We start from the raw sequence: 13,863 nt of genomic DNA, 5'->3' as shown, positions 1-13,863 counted from the left end.
ATGTGTGGATTGGCGGGAATGTTGTTGCCGGCGCCTGTGGCGTCGGCCGAGCTACTGCAGGCGCAGGTGCTGGCCATGGGCGAAGCGCTGCACCATCGCGGGCCGGATGATGGCGGCAACTGGGTCGATGCCGGTGCAGGCATCGCGCTGGCACACCGTCGCCTGAGCATTCTCGACCTGTCGCCGCTGGGCCACCAGCCGATGGCTTCGGCCGACGGCCGCTATGTGATGGCGTACAACGGTGAGGTCTACAACTTCGCTGCCCTGCGTGCAGAACTGGAGCCATTGGGGCATGTCTTCCGTGGTCACTCCGACACCGAGGTGCTGCTGGCAGCGATCCTGCAATGGGGCATGGAAGACACCCTGCAGCGCTGCAACGGCATGTTCGCCATCGCGCTGTGGGACCGCCAGCAGCAATGCCTGTGGCTGGCCCGCGACCGCGTTGGCAAGAAGCCGTTGTACTACGGCTGGGCCGGGGACACCCTGGTGTTCGGCTCCGAACTGAAGGCGCTGTGGCAGCACCCGGCCTTCGACAACGACATCGACCGTGACGCACTGACCCTGCTGCTGCGGCTGGACTACATTCCAGCCCCGCACAGCATCCACCAGCGCTGCTACAAGCTGATGCCGGGCCGCGTGCTGCGCCTGGATGCCGAAGCCGTGGCGGCGGGCGCTTCGGCGCATCGCCCGGAACAGGCGCAGCGCCCCTACTGGGATGCACGTGCACGCATGCAGGCGGCGCTGGCTGCGCCGTTCCAGGGCCGCATCGAGGAGGCCGAGGAGCAGCTGGACGGGCTGCTGCGCGACGCAGTGGCGCTGCGCATGGTGGCCGACGTGCCGGTGGGCGTGTTCCTGTCCGGGGGTACCGATTCGTCGCTGGTGGCGGCGCTGATGCAGGCGCAGAGCGGGCAGCCGGTGCACAGTTTCAGCATCGGATTTACCGATTCGAGCCACGACGAGGCGCCGCTGGCCAAGGAACTGGCCGCGCACCTGGGCTGTGACCACACCGAACTCTACGTGAATGGCGCCGATGCACTGGCGGTGGTGCCGCAGTTGCCGGCGATGTTTGACGAACCCTTCGCCGATGCCTCGCAGGTACCGACCGCGCTGGTCGCCCGGCTGGCGCGGCAGGGCGTGACCGTGGCGCTTTCCGGCGATGGTGGCGACGAACTGTTCTTCGGCTACACCCGCTATGTGCGCGCGCTGCGCAACTGGCAGATGCTGGGGCGCTTGCCTGGGCCGCTGCGGCGCTGGATGGGCGCGCGCTCCCAGCAGCAGGGCGAGGCCTCGCGTACCGGCGGCCTGGCCGCGCTGTTGGCCGAGTCCGGCGCGCGTGGCATCGGTGATGTGTACCGCAACCGCATCTCGCGCTGGCGCGACCCGACAGCGGCAGTGCCGGGCGCGCAGGCTGCCGGCAGCTTCTATGATCTGGCCGATCCGTTGCACGGCGCCGGCACACCGGCCGACGCGATGATGCTGGCCGATTACCTGACCTACCTGCCGGATGATCTGCTGTGCAAGGTCGACCGGACCTCGATGGCGGTCAGCCTGGAAGCGCGCGCACCGTTGCTGGATTCACGCGTGGCCGAGTTCGCCTGGTCGCTGCCGCTGGGCTTCAAGCGCAGTGAGACCACCAGCAAGGTGCTGCTCAAGCGCGTGCTGGGCCGTTATGTGCCGCAGTCGATGGTGCACCGTCCCAAGCGCGGTTTCGGCGCACCGGTCAGTGACTGGCTGAAGGGCGACCTGCGGCCGTGGGCCGAAGACCTGTTGCAGCCGGCACGGCTGGAGCGGGAGGGCGTGCTGTCGGCGGCCGCCATACAGCCGCTGTGGCAGCAGTTCCTCGGCGGCCAGCGCAAGTGGCATACCCATCTGTGGAACGTGCTGATGTTCCAGGCCTGGCAGGCGCATTGGCGGCAGGTGCGTGCGGGCGTGACGGGCGGCTGATCTTCACCGGCCTGCAAGGGCCCGGCGACTAGGCTGGTGCTCCCGCACCGTGAGGAGTATGTCCCGATGTCCGTCCCCACCATCGCCGTGTTCGTTGGCAGCCTGCGCAAGGATTCCTGCAACCGCAAGCTGGCCCATGCGCTGGAGAAGCTCGCCGGTGATCGCGCGCGCTTCCAGTATGTGCAGATCGGCGATCTGCCGTTGTACGACCAGGATTTCGACGCCGATTATCCGCCGCAGGGCACCCGGCTGAAGGACCAGGTGCGCGCCGCCGACGCGGTGCTGTTCGTGACACCCGAGTACAACCGGTCGGTGCCCGGCGTGCTCAAGAACGCCATCGATATCGGATCGCGCCCGTATGGTGACAGTGCGTTTGCCGGCAAGCCGGCGGCGGTGATCGGCGCCTCCATCGGCCAGATCGGCACCGCCGTGGCCCAGCAGCATCTGCGCAACAGCCTGGCCTTCCTGGACATGCACGTGCTCGGCCAGCCAGAGGCATTCATTCATTTCAAGGACGGCCTGATCGATGCCGACGGCACGGTCCACAACGAGGGCACGCAGAAATTCCTGCAGGGCTATATGGACCGGTTCCTGGCGCTGATCGCGGTGCACGTCAAGGGCGATTGACGCCAGCGGTCGACACCCCCATCTGCGATAATGCGTGCTCGGGCGCCGCAACGGCGCCCGTCGCAGGCAGTGCGACGCTCCCACGCCAGTCTGGCCAGGTACCGGCGGATATCCCCCGTTTTCCCACGGTTTATCCACAGGCTTGTCCATCGCCGCCGGGGGCAGCACATGCCTACACTCGTCTCGCCCACTTTTGCAGGAAACATCGCAGCATGTCCGCTCGCCCCGGCTTCCGTTCCAACCGCAGAGAGCGCGGTGATGGCTTCGATCGCGAACGCGACGAGTCGCGCATCGACCAGCTGCGGGTACCGCCGCATTCGGTGGAAGCCGAGCAGGCGGTGCTGGGTGGCCTGATGCTGGCCCCGGAGGCCTACGACCGGGTCAATGACCAGCTGACCGAAGGCGACTTCTACCGGCGCGACCACCAGATGATCTATCGCGCAATCCGTGAGCTGTCCGAGCGCGAGCGGCCGTTCGATGCGGTGACCTTGGGCGAGTGGTTCGAATCGCAGGGCAAGATGGAACTGGTGGGTGATGGCGCCTACCTGGTCGAGCTGGCCAGTACCACGCCGTCAGCCGCCAACATCGTGGCCTATGCCGAGATCGTGCGTGACAAGGCGGTGCTGCGGCAGCTGATCCAGGTCGGCACGGATATCGTCAACGACGGCTTCCAGCCCGAAGGGCGTGACAGCAGCGAGCTGCTGGCCTCGGCAGAAAAGAGCGTGTTCGCCATCGCCGAACAGGGCGCACGCGGCCGTACCGATTTCGTGGCGATGCCCGGTGCACTGAAGGATGCCTTCGAAGAGCTGCGCAGTCGTTTCGAGAATGGCGGCAACATTACCGGCCTGCCGACCGGTTATACCGATTTCGACGCAATGACCTCCGGCCTGCAGCCGACCGACCTGATCATCCTTGCCGCGCGCCCGGCCATGGGCAAGACCACCTTCGCACTGAACATCGCCGAGTACGCAGCGATCAAATCGAAGAAAGGCGTGGCCGTGTTCTCGATGGAAATGTCGGCCGCGCAGTTGGCGATGCGCCTGATTTCCTCCAATGGCCGCATCAACGCGCAGCGCCTGCGTACCGGCCAGCTGGAAGACGAGGACTGGAGCCGTGTCACCAGCGCAATCAAGATGCTGAAGGAAACCAAGATCTTCATCGACGACACGCCCGGCGTGTCGCCTGAAGTGCTGCGTTCCAAGTGCCGCCGCCTCAAGCGCGAGCATGACCTGGGCCTGGTGGTGATCGACTACCTGCAGCTGATGAGCGTGCCGGGCAACAGCGAGAACCGCGCGACTGAAATCTCGGAAATCTCGCGTTCGCTGAAGGGCCTGGCCAAGGAACTGAACGTTCCAGTGATCGCGTTGTCGCAGCTCAACCGCTCGCTGGAAACGCGTACCGACAAGCGCCCGGTGATGGCCGACCTTCGCGAATCGGGCGCAATCGAGCAGGACGCGGACATGATCGTCTTCATCTACCGCGACGATTACTACAACAAGGAAAATTCGCCAGACAAGGGCTTGGCCGAGATCATCATCGGCAAGCACCGTGGTGGCCCGACCGGTTCGTGCAAGCTGAAGTTCTTTGGCGAATACACCCGATTCGACAACCTGGCCCACGATTCGGTCGGTTCGTTCGAGTAACGGTCGTGCCGGCCGTTGGCCGGCAACCGCCATCGGGCGCTGTAGAGCCCAAGGCAGCGGCAGGAGCCGCTGTCGGCGCCCCCGTGCAGCGCCGGTTCCATGCGGTCGCCACGAAGCGCAGCCGGGCATGGGCTCGGCGTTGCACCGGCGCTGGGTCGGTTTCATCGCCCCCAGCCCGGTTTCGTCGCAAACCGTTTGCGCGCGGCAAGGGCAGGGCGCCAACGTGTCGGCAGGCGGCAAGGTGCCGCCACAAGGAGACCGTGATGAAGACCCTGTTCGCGCTCGGTGTGTGGTGCGTGCTGTTCGTGCTGTGCTGGCCGCTGGCGGTCCTCGCCCTGATCGCGTGGCCGTTTGTCTGGTTGCTGAGCCTGCCGTTCCGCTTGGTCGGCATCACGTTCTCGGCGCTGTTTGCGTTCCTGCGCGCGCTGTTCATGCTGCCCGCGCGCCTGCTCGGCGGCGGCCCGGTGGCGGCATGAGGGCGGTGATGCTGGTCGCGCTGGCATTGCTTGCGGGGCCGGCACCGGCCACACCGGTGTCACCGTCGTCCGCATGGCTGGAACGACAGCAGGCCGCCGCTGCCGATGAGGCGGATGCTGCAGCGGCCAGGGCGGTCAAGCCCAGGGAGCGCTGCCGGGTGGTGAAGGAGTGGAAGGCGGGTGGAACCGTGGTCCAGCACCGCATCTGTGACGATCCGCCGAAGAAGCCGGCCGGAAAGGTGTAGCGCCGAGCCCAATGCTCGGCGGCCTGTGCAGGGCAGCCGAGCGTGGACTCGGCACTACAGGGAAATGAGCAACAAAAAACCCCGCCGAAGCGGGGTTCCTTGCATCCGGCCATGCCGGCCAGCGGCCGGCACAACCCGCGAACGATCAGTTCGCCTTGTGGATGGCGCGCTTGCTGACCGCCATCGCCGCGTCGTGGATCACTTCCGACAGCGACGGGTGGGCGTGGCAGATGCGGGCCAGGTCGTCGGCCGAGCCGCTGAATTCCATGGTCAGCACGCCTTCGTGCACCAGCTCGGAGACGTTGGCGCCGACCAGGTGCATGCCGAGGATGCGATCGGTTTCGGCATGGGCCAGGATCTTCACGAAGCCCGCCGGCTCGATCATCGCCACGGCACGGCCGTTGGCGGCGAACGGGAAGCTGCCGGCCTTGTACGGAATGCCCTCGGCCTTCAGCTGGGCTTCGGTCTTGCCGACCCAGGCCAGTTCCGGCTCGGTGTAGATGACCCACGGGATGGTGTCGAAGTTGACGTGGCCCGGCAGGCCGGCGATCAGCTCAGCCACCGCGATGCCTTCCTCGAAGCCCTTGTGCGCCAGCATCGGGCCGCGCACGCAGTCGCCGACCGCCCACACGCCGTCGACGCCGGTGTGGCAGTGCGCATCGACTTCAATCTGGCCGCGCTCGTTGACCTTGACGCCGGTGCCTTCGGCCAGCAGGCCCTTGGTGGCGGCGCGACGGCCCACGGCCACCAGCAGCTTGTCCACGGTCAGGGTCTTTTCGCCTTCGGCGTCGGTGTAGGTGACGATGACTTCCTTCTTCTTGCCCTTGCCGGTGATCTCGGTCTTGGAAACCTTGGCATTGAGCTTGATGTCCAGGCCCTGCTTCTTGAACTCCTTGGCAGCGGTCTTGGCCACTTCGGCGTCAGCAGCGGCCAGGAACTCCGGCATGGCTTCCAGGATGGTCACTTCAGCGCCCAGGCGCTTCCACACGCTGCCCAGTTCCAGGCCGATCACGCCGGCGCCGATCACCGCCAGGCGGTTCGGCACTTCGGTGAAGTCCAGGCCGCCGACGTTGTCGACGATGGTCTCGCCGTCGAACTTGGCGAACGGCAGCTCGATCGAATCCGAACCGGCCGCGATGATGACGTTGGTGCCCTTCAGCTCGACTTCCGAACCGTCGTGCTGCTTCACCTTGACCACGTTGCCTGGCTGCAGCTGGCCGAAGCCGTAATAGGCGGCGACCTTGTTGGCCTTGAACAGCATGCCGATGCCGCCGGTGAACTGCTTGACGATCTTGTCCTTGCGGCCAATCATCGCCTCGACGTCGATCTTGGCATCCTTGAAGCTGATGCCGTGGTCGCCAAAGATGTGGCCCATGTTCCAGAACTGGCGCGAGGAATCCAGCAGCGCCTTGGACGGGATGCAGCCCACGCGCAGGCAGGTGCCGCCGAGGGCCGGCTTGCCGTCCTTGCCCAGCGCTGCGTCGATGCAGGCGGTCTTCAGGCCCAGCTGGGCCGCGCGGATGGCAGCGTGGTAACCGGCCGGGCCGGCACCGATGACGACGACGTCGAATTGTTCAGCCATTGAATTATTCCTTGATGCATTACCAGAACCCCTCCGCGCAGGCGCGGAGGGGCGGGAGGTTTCTTACAGGCCGAACAGCATGCGGCCCGGGTTTTCCAGCTGGTTCTTGATGTCCACCAGGAACTGCACCGAGTCCTTGCCGTCGATGATGCGGTGGTCGTAGGACAGCGCCAGGTACATCATCGGCGCGATCACGACCTGGCCGTTTTGGGCGATCGGACGCTCCTTGATGGCGTGCATGCCCAGGATGGCGCTCTGCGGCGGGTTGATGATCGGGGTCGACAGCAGCGAACCGAAGGTGCCGCCGTTGGTCACGGTGAAGGTGCCGCCCTGCAGTTCTTCCAGGCCCAGCTTGCCGTCACGTGCCTTCTTGGCGTAGTCGGCGATGGTCTTCTCGATGTCGGCGAACGACATGCGCTCGACGTTGCGCAGGACCGGCGTGACCAGGCCCTTCTCGGTCGACACGGCGATCGAGATGTCCGAGTAGCCGTGGTAGATGATGTCGTCGCCGTCGATCGAGGCGTTGACCAGCGGGAAGCGCTGCAGCGCGTTGGCAGCGGCCTTCACGAAGAAGCTCATGAAGCCCAGCTTGATGCCGTGGGCCTTGACGAACTCGTCCTGCAGCTCCTTGCGCGCGGCCGAAACCTTGGACAGGTCGACTTCGTTGAAGGTGGTCAGCATGGCGGTGGAGTTCTTCGACTCCATCAGGCGCTCGGCAATGCGCTTGCGGATGCGGGTCATCGGCACGCGCTCTTCCGGACGTGCGCCACCGGCCTTGCCGGCGCCGCCGTTGCGGGCGAAGTTGACGATGTCTTCCTTGGTCACCGCGCCACGACGGCCGGTGCCGTCGACGTCGGCCGGGTTCACGCCTTCGGTGATGGCGGTGAAGCGGGCGCCCGGCGGCAGCGCGTCGGCGGCCGACTTGGCAGCCGGGGCCGGCGCAGCGGCAGCGGCCGGAGCAGCGGCGGCCGGTGCGGCTTCAGCCTTCTTCTCTTCAGCGGCCGGGGCCGGAGCCGCAGCTACGGCGCCTTCTTCGATGATCGCCACGACCTGACTGGAGGTCACGGTATCGCCTTCCTTGAACTTGATTTCCTTGAGCACGCCGTCAACCGGCGACGGCACTTCCAGGACGACCTTGTCGGTTTCCAGGTCAAGCAGGTTTTCGTCGCGCTTGACGGCGTCGCCCACCTTCTTGTGCCAGGTGGCGATGGTGCCGTCGGCGACGGATTCGGGCAGTACCGGGGCTTTGACTTCGGTGGCCATTGCGGGAGCTTCCTGGTTTGTCTTCTAAATAGGGGGGAGAGTTATTCAGCGACCTGGTCGTTGAACGGGTTGACCAGTGCGTCGGCGATCAGCTGCTGCTGCTCGCGGACATGGTCAGCCATGTGACCGGCAGCCGGCGAGGCCGAACGTGCGCGACCGGCGTAGTGCAGGTTCTGGCCATCGGCCAGGCAGAACTGCAGGTGGTGGCGGATCTGGTACCACGCGCCCTGATTCTGCGGTTCTTCCTGCGTCCACACCACGTCGGTGGCCTTGCCGTACTTCTTCAGCTCGGCAGCCAGCAGCGCACGCGGGAACGGATACAGTTGCTCCACGCGGATGATCGCCACGTCGTCCTGGCCACGCTTGGTCTGGTCCTCCAGCAGGTCGTAGTAGACCTTGCCCGAGCACAGCACCACGCGCTTGACCTTCTTGGCGTCGGCATTGGCGTCGCCGATCAGGTGCTGGAACTCGCCGTTGGCCAGCTCGTCGAGGGTCGACACCGCCAGCTTGTGGCGCAGCAGGGACTTCGGCGACATCACCACCAGCGGCTTGCGGGTGGTCATGTGCAGCTGGCGACGCAGCATGTGGAAGGCCTGGGCCGGAGTCGACGGCACGACCACCAGCATGTTCTCCAGCGCGCACAGCTGCAGGAAGCGCTCCAGGCGCGCCGAGCTGTGTTCGGGGCCTTGCCCTTCATAGCCGTGCGGCAGCAGCAGGGTCAGGCCGGAAATGCGGCCCCACTTGGCTTCACCGGCGGCGATGAACTGGTCGATCACCACCTGGGCGCCGTTGGCGAAGTCGCCGAACTGGCCTTCCCAGATGCACAGCGTGTTCGGATCGGTGGTGGAGAAGCCGTATTCGTAGGCCATCACCGCTTCTTCGCTCAGCAGCGAGTCGATGACGGTGGCCTTCTCCGGCGAATCCACCAGCTGCCGCAGCGGCATGTAGTAGTTGTCGGTCTTCTGGTCGTGCAGGATCGCGTGGCGGTGCGTGAACGTACCGCGGCCGACGTCCTGGCCGACCAGGCGCAGTGCATGGCCTTCGTCGAGCAGGGTGGCGTAGGCCAGGTTCTCGGCAAAGCCCCAGTCGCCCGGAATCTCGCCGGCGGCCATCTTGCGGCGGTCGTCGTAGACCTTGGCCACGCGCGAGTGCAGCTGCACTTCGTCCGGGATGATGTTGATCAGCCTGGCCAGTTCGACCAGCTTGTTCTTCTCGACCTTGGTCGAGACCGGGTCGGACAGCTTGCCTTCCAGCAGCTTCGGCCAATCGACGAACAGCGGGCTGCTCGGCGGGGTCTTCTCGACCTTGGCCAGTTCGGTGGTCACTTCACCGGCGTCCAGCTTCTCGCGGTAGGCATCGACCATCGCCTTGCCGGCACCGGCGGCGATCACGCCTGCCTTCTCCAGCTGCTCGGCGTACATCTCGCGGGTGGTCGGGTGCTTGCGGATCACCTGGTACATCAGCGGCTGGGTGATTGCCGGTTCGTCGGCCTCGTTGTGGCCCCAACGGCGGTAGCACATCAGGTCGATGACCACGTCCTTGGCGAACTTCTGGCGGAACTCGAAGGCCAGCTGCGCGGCGAACACCACCGCTTCCGGATCATCGCCGTTCACGTGCAGTACCGGCGCGGCGATCATCTTCGCCACGTCGGTGGCATAGCGCGTGGAGCGCGTATCCAGCGGGTTGGAGGTGGTGAAGCCCACCTGGTTGTTGACCACGATGTGCACGGTGCCACCGACGGCGAAGCCGCGGGCCTGCGACATCTGGAACAGCTCCATGACCACGCCCTGGCCGGAGAAGGCCGCGTCGCCGTGGATCAGGATCGGCATCACCTGCTTGCGGGCGGTGTCCTTGCGGCGCTCCTGGCGCGAACGCACGGAACCGGCCACGACCGGGTCGGCGATTTCCAGGTGCGACGGGTTGAACGCCAGCGCCAGGTGCACCGGGCCGCCTTCAGTGGCGACGTCGGCGGAGAAGCCCATGTGGTACTTCACGTCGCCGGCCGAAGCGTGCTCGTCGTGCTCGAACTTGCCCTCGAACTCGTCGAACAGCTTGCGCGGGTTCTTGCCCAGGGTGTTGACCAGCACGTTCAGGCGGCCGCGGTGGGCCATGCCGATCACCACGTCCTTGACGCCATCCTTGCCGGCGCTGCGGATGATGGTGTCCATCATCGGGATCAGCGAGTCGCCGCCTTCCAGCGAGAAGCGCTTCTGGCCGACGTACTTGGTGTGCAGGTAGCGCTCCAGGCCTTCGGCCGCGGTCAGGCGCTCCAGGGTGCGGCGCTGGGTGTCAGCGTCCAGCTGGTAGTTGCCACCGGCCGCTTCCAGCTTCTTGTAGATCCACTGGCGCTGCTCGACCTCGGAGATGTGCATGAACTCCGCACCGATCGAGCCGGTGTAGGTCGCCTTCAGGCGTGCCAGCAGGTCGCGCAGCTTCATGCGCGGCTGGCCGCCGACGCCGCCGGTGCTGAACTCGCTGTTGAGGTCGGCATCGGACAGGCTGTGGAACGGCAGGCCCAGGTCCGGGGTGTTGACCGGTGCGGCCAGGCCCAGCGGGTCCAGGCGGGCGTCGAGGTGGCCGCGGGAGCGGTAGGCGGTGATCAGACGACCGACATTGCGCTCGCGCTCGTCGCCCGCACCGCTGCCGGTGCCAGCTTTCAGCGCATCCTTGGCCGCGTCCGCGATGTGGGAGATGACGGCCGAGTGCGGAATGTCACCTGCTTCACGGCCCTTGAAGCCATCGAAGTAGGTTTTCCATTTGGGATCGACACTATCCGGGGAGACCAGGTACTGCTCGTACAGGTCCTCGACATAGGAGGCGTTGCCGCCGGCGAGTTGCGAAGATTGCGCAAACTGCTTCAGTTGATTGTCCACGATGGAGGGTGTTGATTCGCTTTGTGGGGTATGGCTTCAGAAGGACCCGGCAGGAATGATGAATAGCCCTGCGCGGGCGCGTTCAAACAGCCAAATTGTACCCCCAACGGGCCACGAAGGGGCATTGCCGCAGGCAACCCGCGTCCTCGGGTGCCGGTTCCAGACAGGTTGGGTCGGCGGCGCCGGCTCAGATGCCGAGCGCGCGCAGTTCGCTGCAATCGCGCGAACGGTCCCAGACACGCAGCAATTGCTGCTCGAACGGCTGCGAACGTGCAGGCAGTGCGATGCCGGCCTCGCCGTCGAGGCGATGGCCGATCAGACGAAAGTAGAAGTCGCCCGCATCGTTGAGCAGGCAGGCCGAGGCCAACGCACGGTCGACCGGATCGCTGACCTCGCGGAACCGGACCACGCTGGGCAGGCGCTGGGCCAGCGCCAGCAGTGGGGCGCCGGCAGCGGCGATCGCAGCGGCATCGTGCACGATCACCCGCAGCTGCTTGTCGTGGCGGGCAGTGACGAAGCGGCGCAGCGCGGCCTGCACCGTAGGCGTGTCGAGCAGCCCCGGGTCGAGCTGGCGGCTGTGCAGCCACAGCTGGCGACGGGCGCGGTGAATGACGGCGGTAGTGGCCGCCACGGCCTCGGCGCGGCTGTCGATGGCGCTGGCCGCGCCCAGCCGCCGCCGCATCTGCTGGTGGCCGATGCCGGCCTCCTCGAACACCTCGCCCTCGGGCAGGAAGCCCTGGCGGGCATAGAAGTCGCGGGCGGGCAGCTGGGCGTGCAGGTGCAGTTCGGCCAGGCCGAGCCGGCGCCCGGCCTCCACCAGTGCCTCCAGCAGGGCCTCACCGACGCCCTGGCTGCGATGGTCGGCCAGCACCGCCATGCGACCGATGCGGCCATCGGGGGCCAGGCGGCCGGTGCCGACCGGCAGGCCTTCGGCGTCCAGCGCCAGCACATGGGCGCTGACCGGGTCCAGCGCGTCGCGTTCCAGTTCGGCGGCGATGCCCTGTTCCTGCACGAACACGCGTTGGCGCACGTCGTGGATGGCAACATGGGCGTCGGCGTGGCTGACCTGCTGGACCCGGACCATGGCGGCAGGGCTCAGGCGCGACCGTCGTCGCTGTCGTCTTCGTCGTGATCCTCGAAGTTGACGATGACCTCGATGCCGTCGTCGTGCACGGTCACGGTGTGGACATCGTCGGACACCGCGTCGGCGTCGATCGCGTCGACACGGTCACGGCCTTCAACCACTTCGCCGAGCACCACGGCGTCTTCGCCGTCATCCTCATCTTCAGCGTCATACACCTCGTTCGGATCGATCAGCTGGAACACGCCACCGGCCAACAGCTGCTGGACCACCGCGCGGCCCTTGTCGGACAGGCCGCGATAGGCGGCGGCATCGAGCTGCTCGGCGCCGGCCAGGCGCTGCGCGTCCTTCACCGGCAGCGCGAAGTCCTGGCCGCTGACGTACAGGCTGGCGCCACGCTTGGCCCGGCGCCAGGCCAGGCGCGCCCAGGGGTGACGCTGCAGCAGCAGGCCCGAGGCCAGGGCCTGGACCACTTCCTCCGGTGCGGGAGCGGCCTGGTGAGCCATCACTTCGCCGGCGGCGCGGTAGGTGGTGATGAAACGGCCGAACCAGTCACCCAGCTTGTCCGGGTCGTTCATGCGGATGGCGTTGAGCGCGGTGATCACCCGCGCCATCGCCACCGTGTCGATCTCGTTCGGGTCGGCCGGCACCTTGAGGTCGGCATCCTGATAGCGGATGTTCTCGTCGGCATCGGCAATCAGGGTGTCCAGGTAGTCGCTGATCAGCTCGGCCGAAGAGGGCGCACGCATGCCGAAGGAGAAGGTCAGGCAGGGGTCTTCGGCGACGCCGTGGTGCGGCACGTTCGGCGGCAGGTAGAGCATGTCGCCCGGCGCCAGCACCCAGTCGTGGGTGGGCTTGAACACCTTCAGCAGCTTCAGCTCCACGTCCGGGCGGAAGCCCAGCGGCGGCTGCCTGCCCTTGATCGATTCGCTGGCATCGATCTGCCAGCGGCGATGGCCGTGGGCCTGCAGCAGGAACACGTCGTACTGGTCGACATGGGCGCCGACCGAGCCGCCGGTGGCGGCGAAGCTGATCATCACGTCATCCATGCGCCAGCGCGGCAGGAAGCTGAAGTGCTCGATCAGGGCGCGCACGTCCGGGTCCCACTTGTCCACGTCCTGCACCAGCAGGGTCCAGTCATGGTCGGGCAGGGCGGGGAACACGTCTTCCTGGAACGGGCCGGTGCGCACGCGCCAGCCGTCCTGGGTCTTGTCGTGCTCGATCAGGCGCGCCAGCACGCCTTCCTCGCAGGCCAGCCCGGCCAGGTCTTCCGGCTGCACCGGGGTCTGGAAATTGGGGAAGGCGTTGCGGATCAGCAGCGGGCGTTTCTGCCAGAAGTCGCGCAGGAAGGTGGCCGGCGCCATGCCCAGCGGCTGGCCGGGGCGGGCGGTGACTTCGATCAGGGGGGCGGAGGACTTGCGGGCGGCCATGGGGGAATCCTTGCAGCGGAAAGCGGGAGGGGCGGCGCGGCGGGCCGCCAAGGTCTCCATTGTCCGACGTTCGTGGGGATTGCGCACGTGCGCGGGTTTGTCGCGGGGTGTCCGGCCAACGGCGGAGCCCCTCGTGGCGGGGTCTGGGTTGGTCGCTGAAAGCAAAAGCCGGGTTTGGCCGGGCGGGTGGGCTGCGCGGGGGACGCTGCAAGTACGTCCCTGTAAGCTTGGCCGCCGCATCCATGCGGCGGACACCCCCGCGCAGCCCACTCGCCCGGCCCCTGACAATTTCCTGTGCGGCCCGCCACGGAATGGAAGAAGAAGATGAAAGGCAACGGCGGGTCGCGCGCTGCGCTTGCTTGTGTAGAGCCGAGCCCACGCTCGGCTTGCTGTTGCCCACGCCCAAAAGCAGCCGAGCACGGGCTCGGCTCTACAAAAGACCCTCAAACAAAGACGGACGCGGCGAAGCCGCGTCCCTCTTTCAAATTCTGCCCCGACAACCCCACGCTCTTCGATCCGTCACCGGAAATCTGTCAGAGGTGGGGCGGGAGGGGTCAGCGGGACCGTTGGCGCCATGGATGGCGCCATCGAGCCCCCATGGTGAAGTGACCCCCGGGAGTTGGACGCCAGATCCAACCCCGAGGGATACATGAACAGATATGACGCTCGTTTCAAACTGCAGGTTGCCAAAGAGGCCTG

General features: G+C 66.6%; 10 protein-coding genes. 5 read left to right on the top strand and 5 right to left on the bottom strand.

The window, feature by feature from the left end; genetic code table 11:
• The 5 genes from asnB to R5H29_RS18025 all read left to right on the top strand — a co-directional run bounded on the left by asnB (nt 1) and on the right by R5H29_RS18025 (nt 4,935).
• Nucleotides 1–1,944 (top strand): asparagine synthase (glutamine-hydrolyzing), encoded by a 1,944-nt coding sequence (gene asnB, locus R5H29_RS18045; protein ID WP_332329568.1) that lies wholly within the window; start codon nt 1–3, stop codon nt 1,942–1,944.
• Nucleotides 1,945–2,010: 66 nt separating this feature from the next.
• Nucleotides 2,011–2,571 (top strand): NADPH-dependent FMN reductase, encoded by a 561-nt coding sequence (locus tag R5H29_RS18040; protein ID WP_021203035.1) that lies wholly within the window; start codon nt 2,011–2,013, stop codon nt 2,569–2,571.
• 212 nt (nt 2,572–2,783) lie between these two features.
• On the top strand, nt 2,784–4,214 hold the full coding sequence (locus R5H29_RS18035) for a replicative DNA helicase (protein ID WP_021203036.1): 1,431 nt from the start codon (nt 2,784–2,786) through the stop codon (nt 4,212–4,214).
• Between the two features lie 263 nt (nt 4,215–4,477).
• The gene (locus R5H29_RS18030; RefSeq protein WP_021203037.1) at nt 4,478–4,690 is read left to right on the top strand and encodes a hypothetical protein; all 213 of its coding nucleotides are present in this window, start codon (nt 4,478–4,480) and stop codon (nt 4,688–4,690) included.
• Nucleotides 4,687–4,935 carry a hypothetical protein gene (locus R5H29_RS18025; protein WP_134735836.1) on the top strand — a complete coding sequence of 83 codons (249 nt, stop codon included), beginning with the start codon at nt 4,687–4,689 and terminating at the stop codon, nt 4,933–4,935. The genes R5H29_RS18030 and R5H29_RS18025 overlap by 4 nt, the downstream gene beginning before the upstream one ends.
• Before the next feature lie 145 nt (nt 4,936–5,080).
• On the opposite strand, the gene lpdA is transcribed toward R5H29_RS18025, so the two are convergent.
• The 5 genes from lpdA to R5H29_RS18000 all read right to left on the bottom strand — a co-directional run bounded on the left by lpdA (nt 5,081) and on the right by R5H29_RS18000 (nt 13,164).
• Entirely contained in the window at nt 5,081–6,517 is a 1,437-nt protein-coding gene (gene lpdA, locus R5H29_RS18020; RefSeq protein ID WP_019660412.1) for a dihydrolipoyl dehydrogenase, read from the bottom strand.
• A 63-nt stretch (nt 6,518–6,580) separates the two neighbouring features.
• The gene (gene sucB / locus R5H29_RS18015) at nt 6,581–7,780 is read right to left on the bottom strand and encodes a dihydrolipoyllysine-residue succinyltransferase (protein WP_019660411.1); all 1,200 of its coding nucleotides are present in this window, start codon (nt 7,778–7,780) and stop codon (nt 6,581–6,583) included.
• Between the two features lie 41 nt (nt 7,781–7,821).
• Nucleotides 7,822–10,653: a 2-oxoglutarate dehydrogenase E1 component gene (locus R5H29_RS18010; protein WP_332329567.1), complete on the bottom strand. Its 2,832-nt coding sequence runs from the start codon at nt 10,651–10,653 to the stop codon at nt 7,822–7,824.
• Nucleotides 10,654–10,840: 187 nt separating this feature from the next.
• Entirely contained in the window at nt 10,841–11,737 is an 897-nt protein-coding gene (locus R5H29_RS18005; RefSeq protein WP_111099283.1) for a GNAT family N-acetyltransferase, read from the bottom strand.
• 11 nt (nt 11,738–11,748) lie between these two features.
• Nucleotides 11,749–13,164, bottom strand: coding sequence for a cupin domain-containing protein (locus tag R5H29_RS18000; protein WP_019660408.1), 1,416 nt, complete (start codon nt 13,162–13,164; stop codon nt 11,749–11,751).
• Nucleotides 13,165–13,863 lie beyond the last annotated feature (699 nt).

Source organism: Stenotrophomonas sp. A3_2 (genome assembly GCF_036624925.1).
GTDB lineage: Bacteria > Pseudomonadota > Gammaproteobacteria > Xanthomonadales > Xanthomonadaceae > Stenotrophomonas > Stenotrophomonas hibiscicola.
Note: the sequence above shows the minus strand (reverse complement) of the source record. Positions and strands in the feature narration are given on the sequence as shown.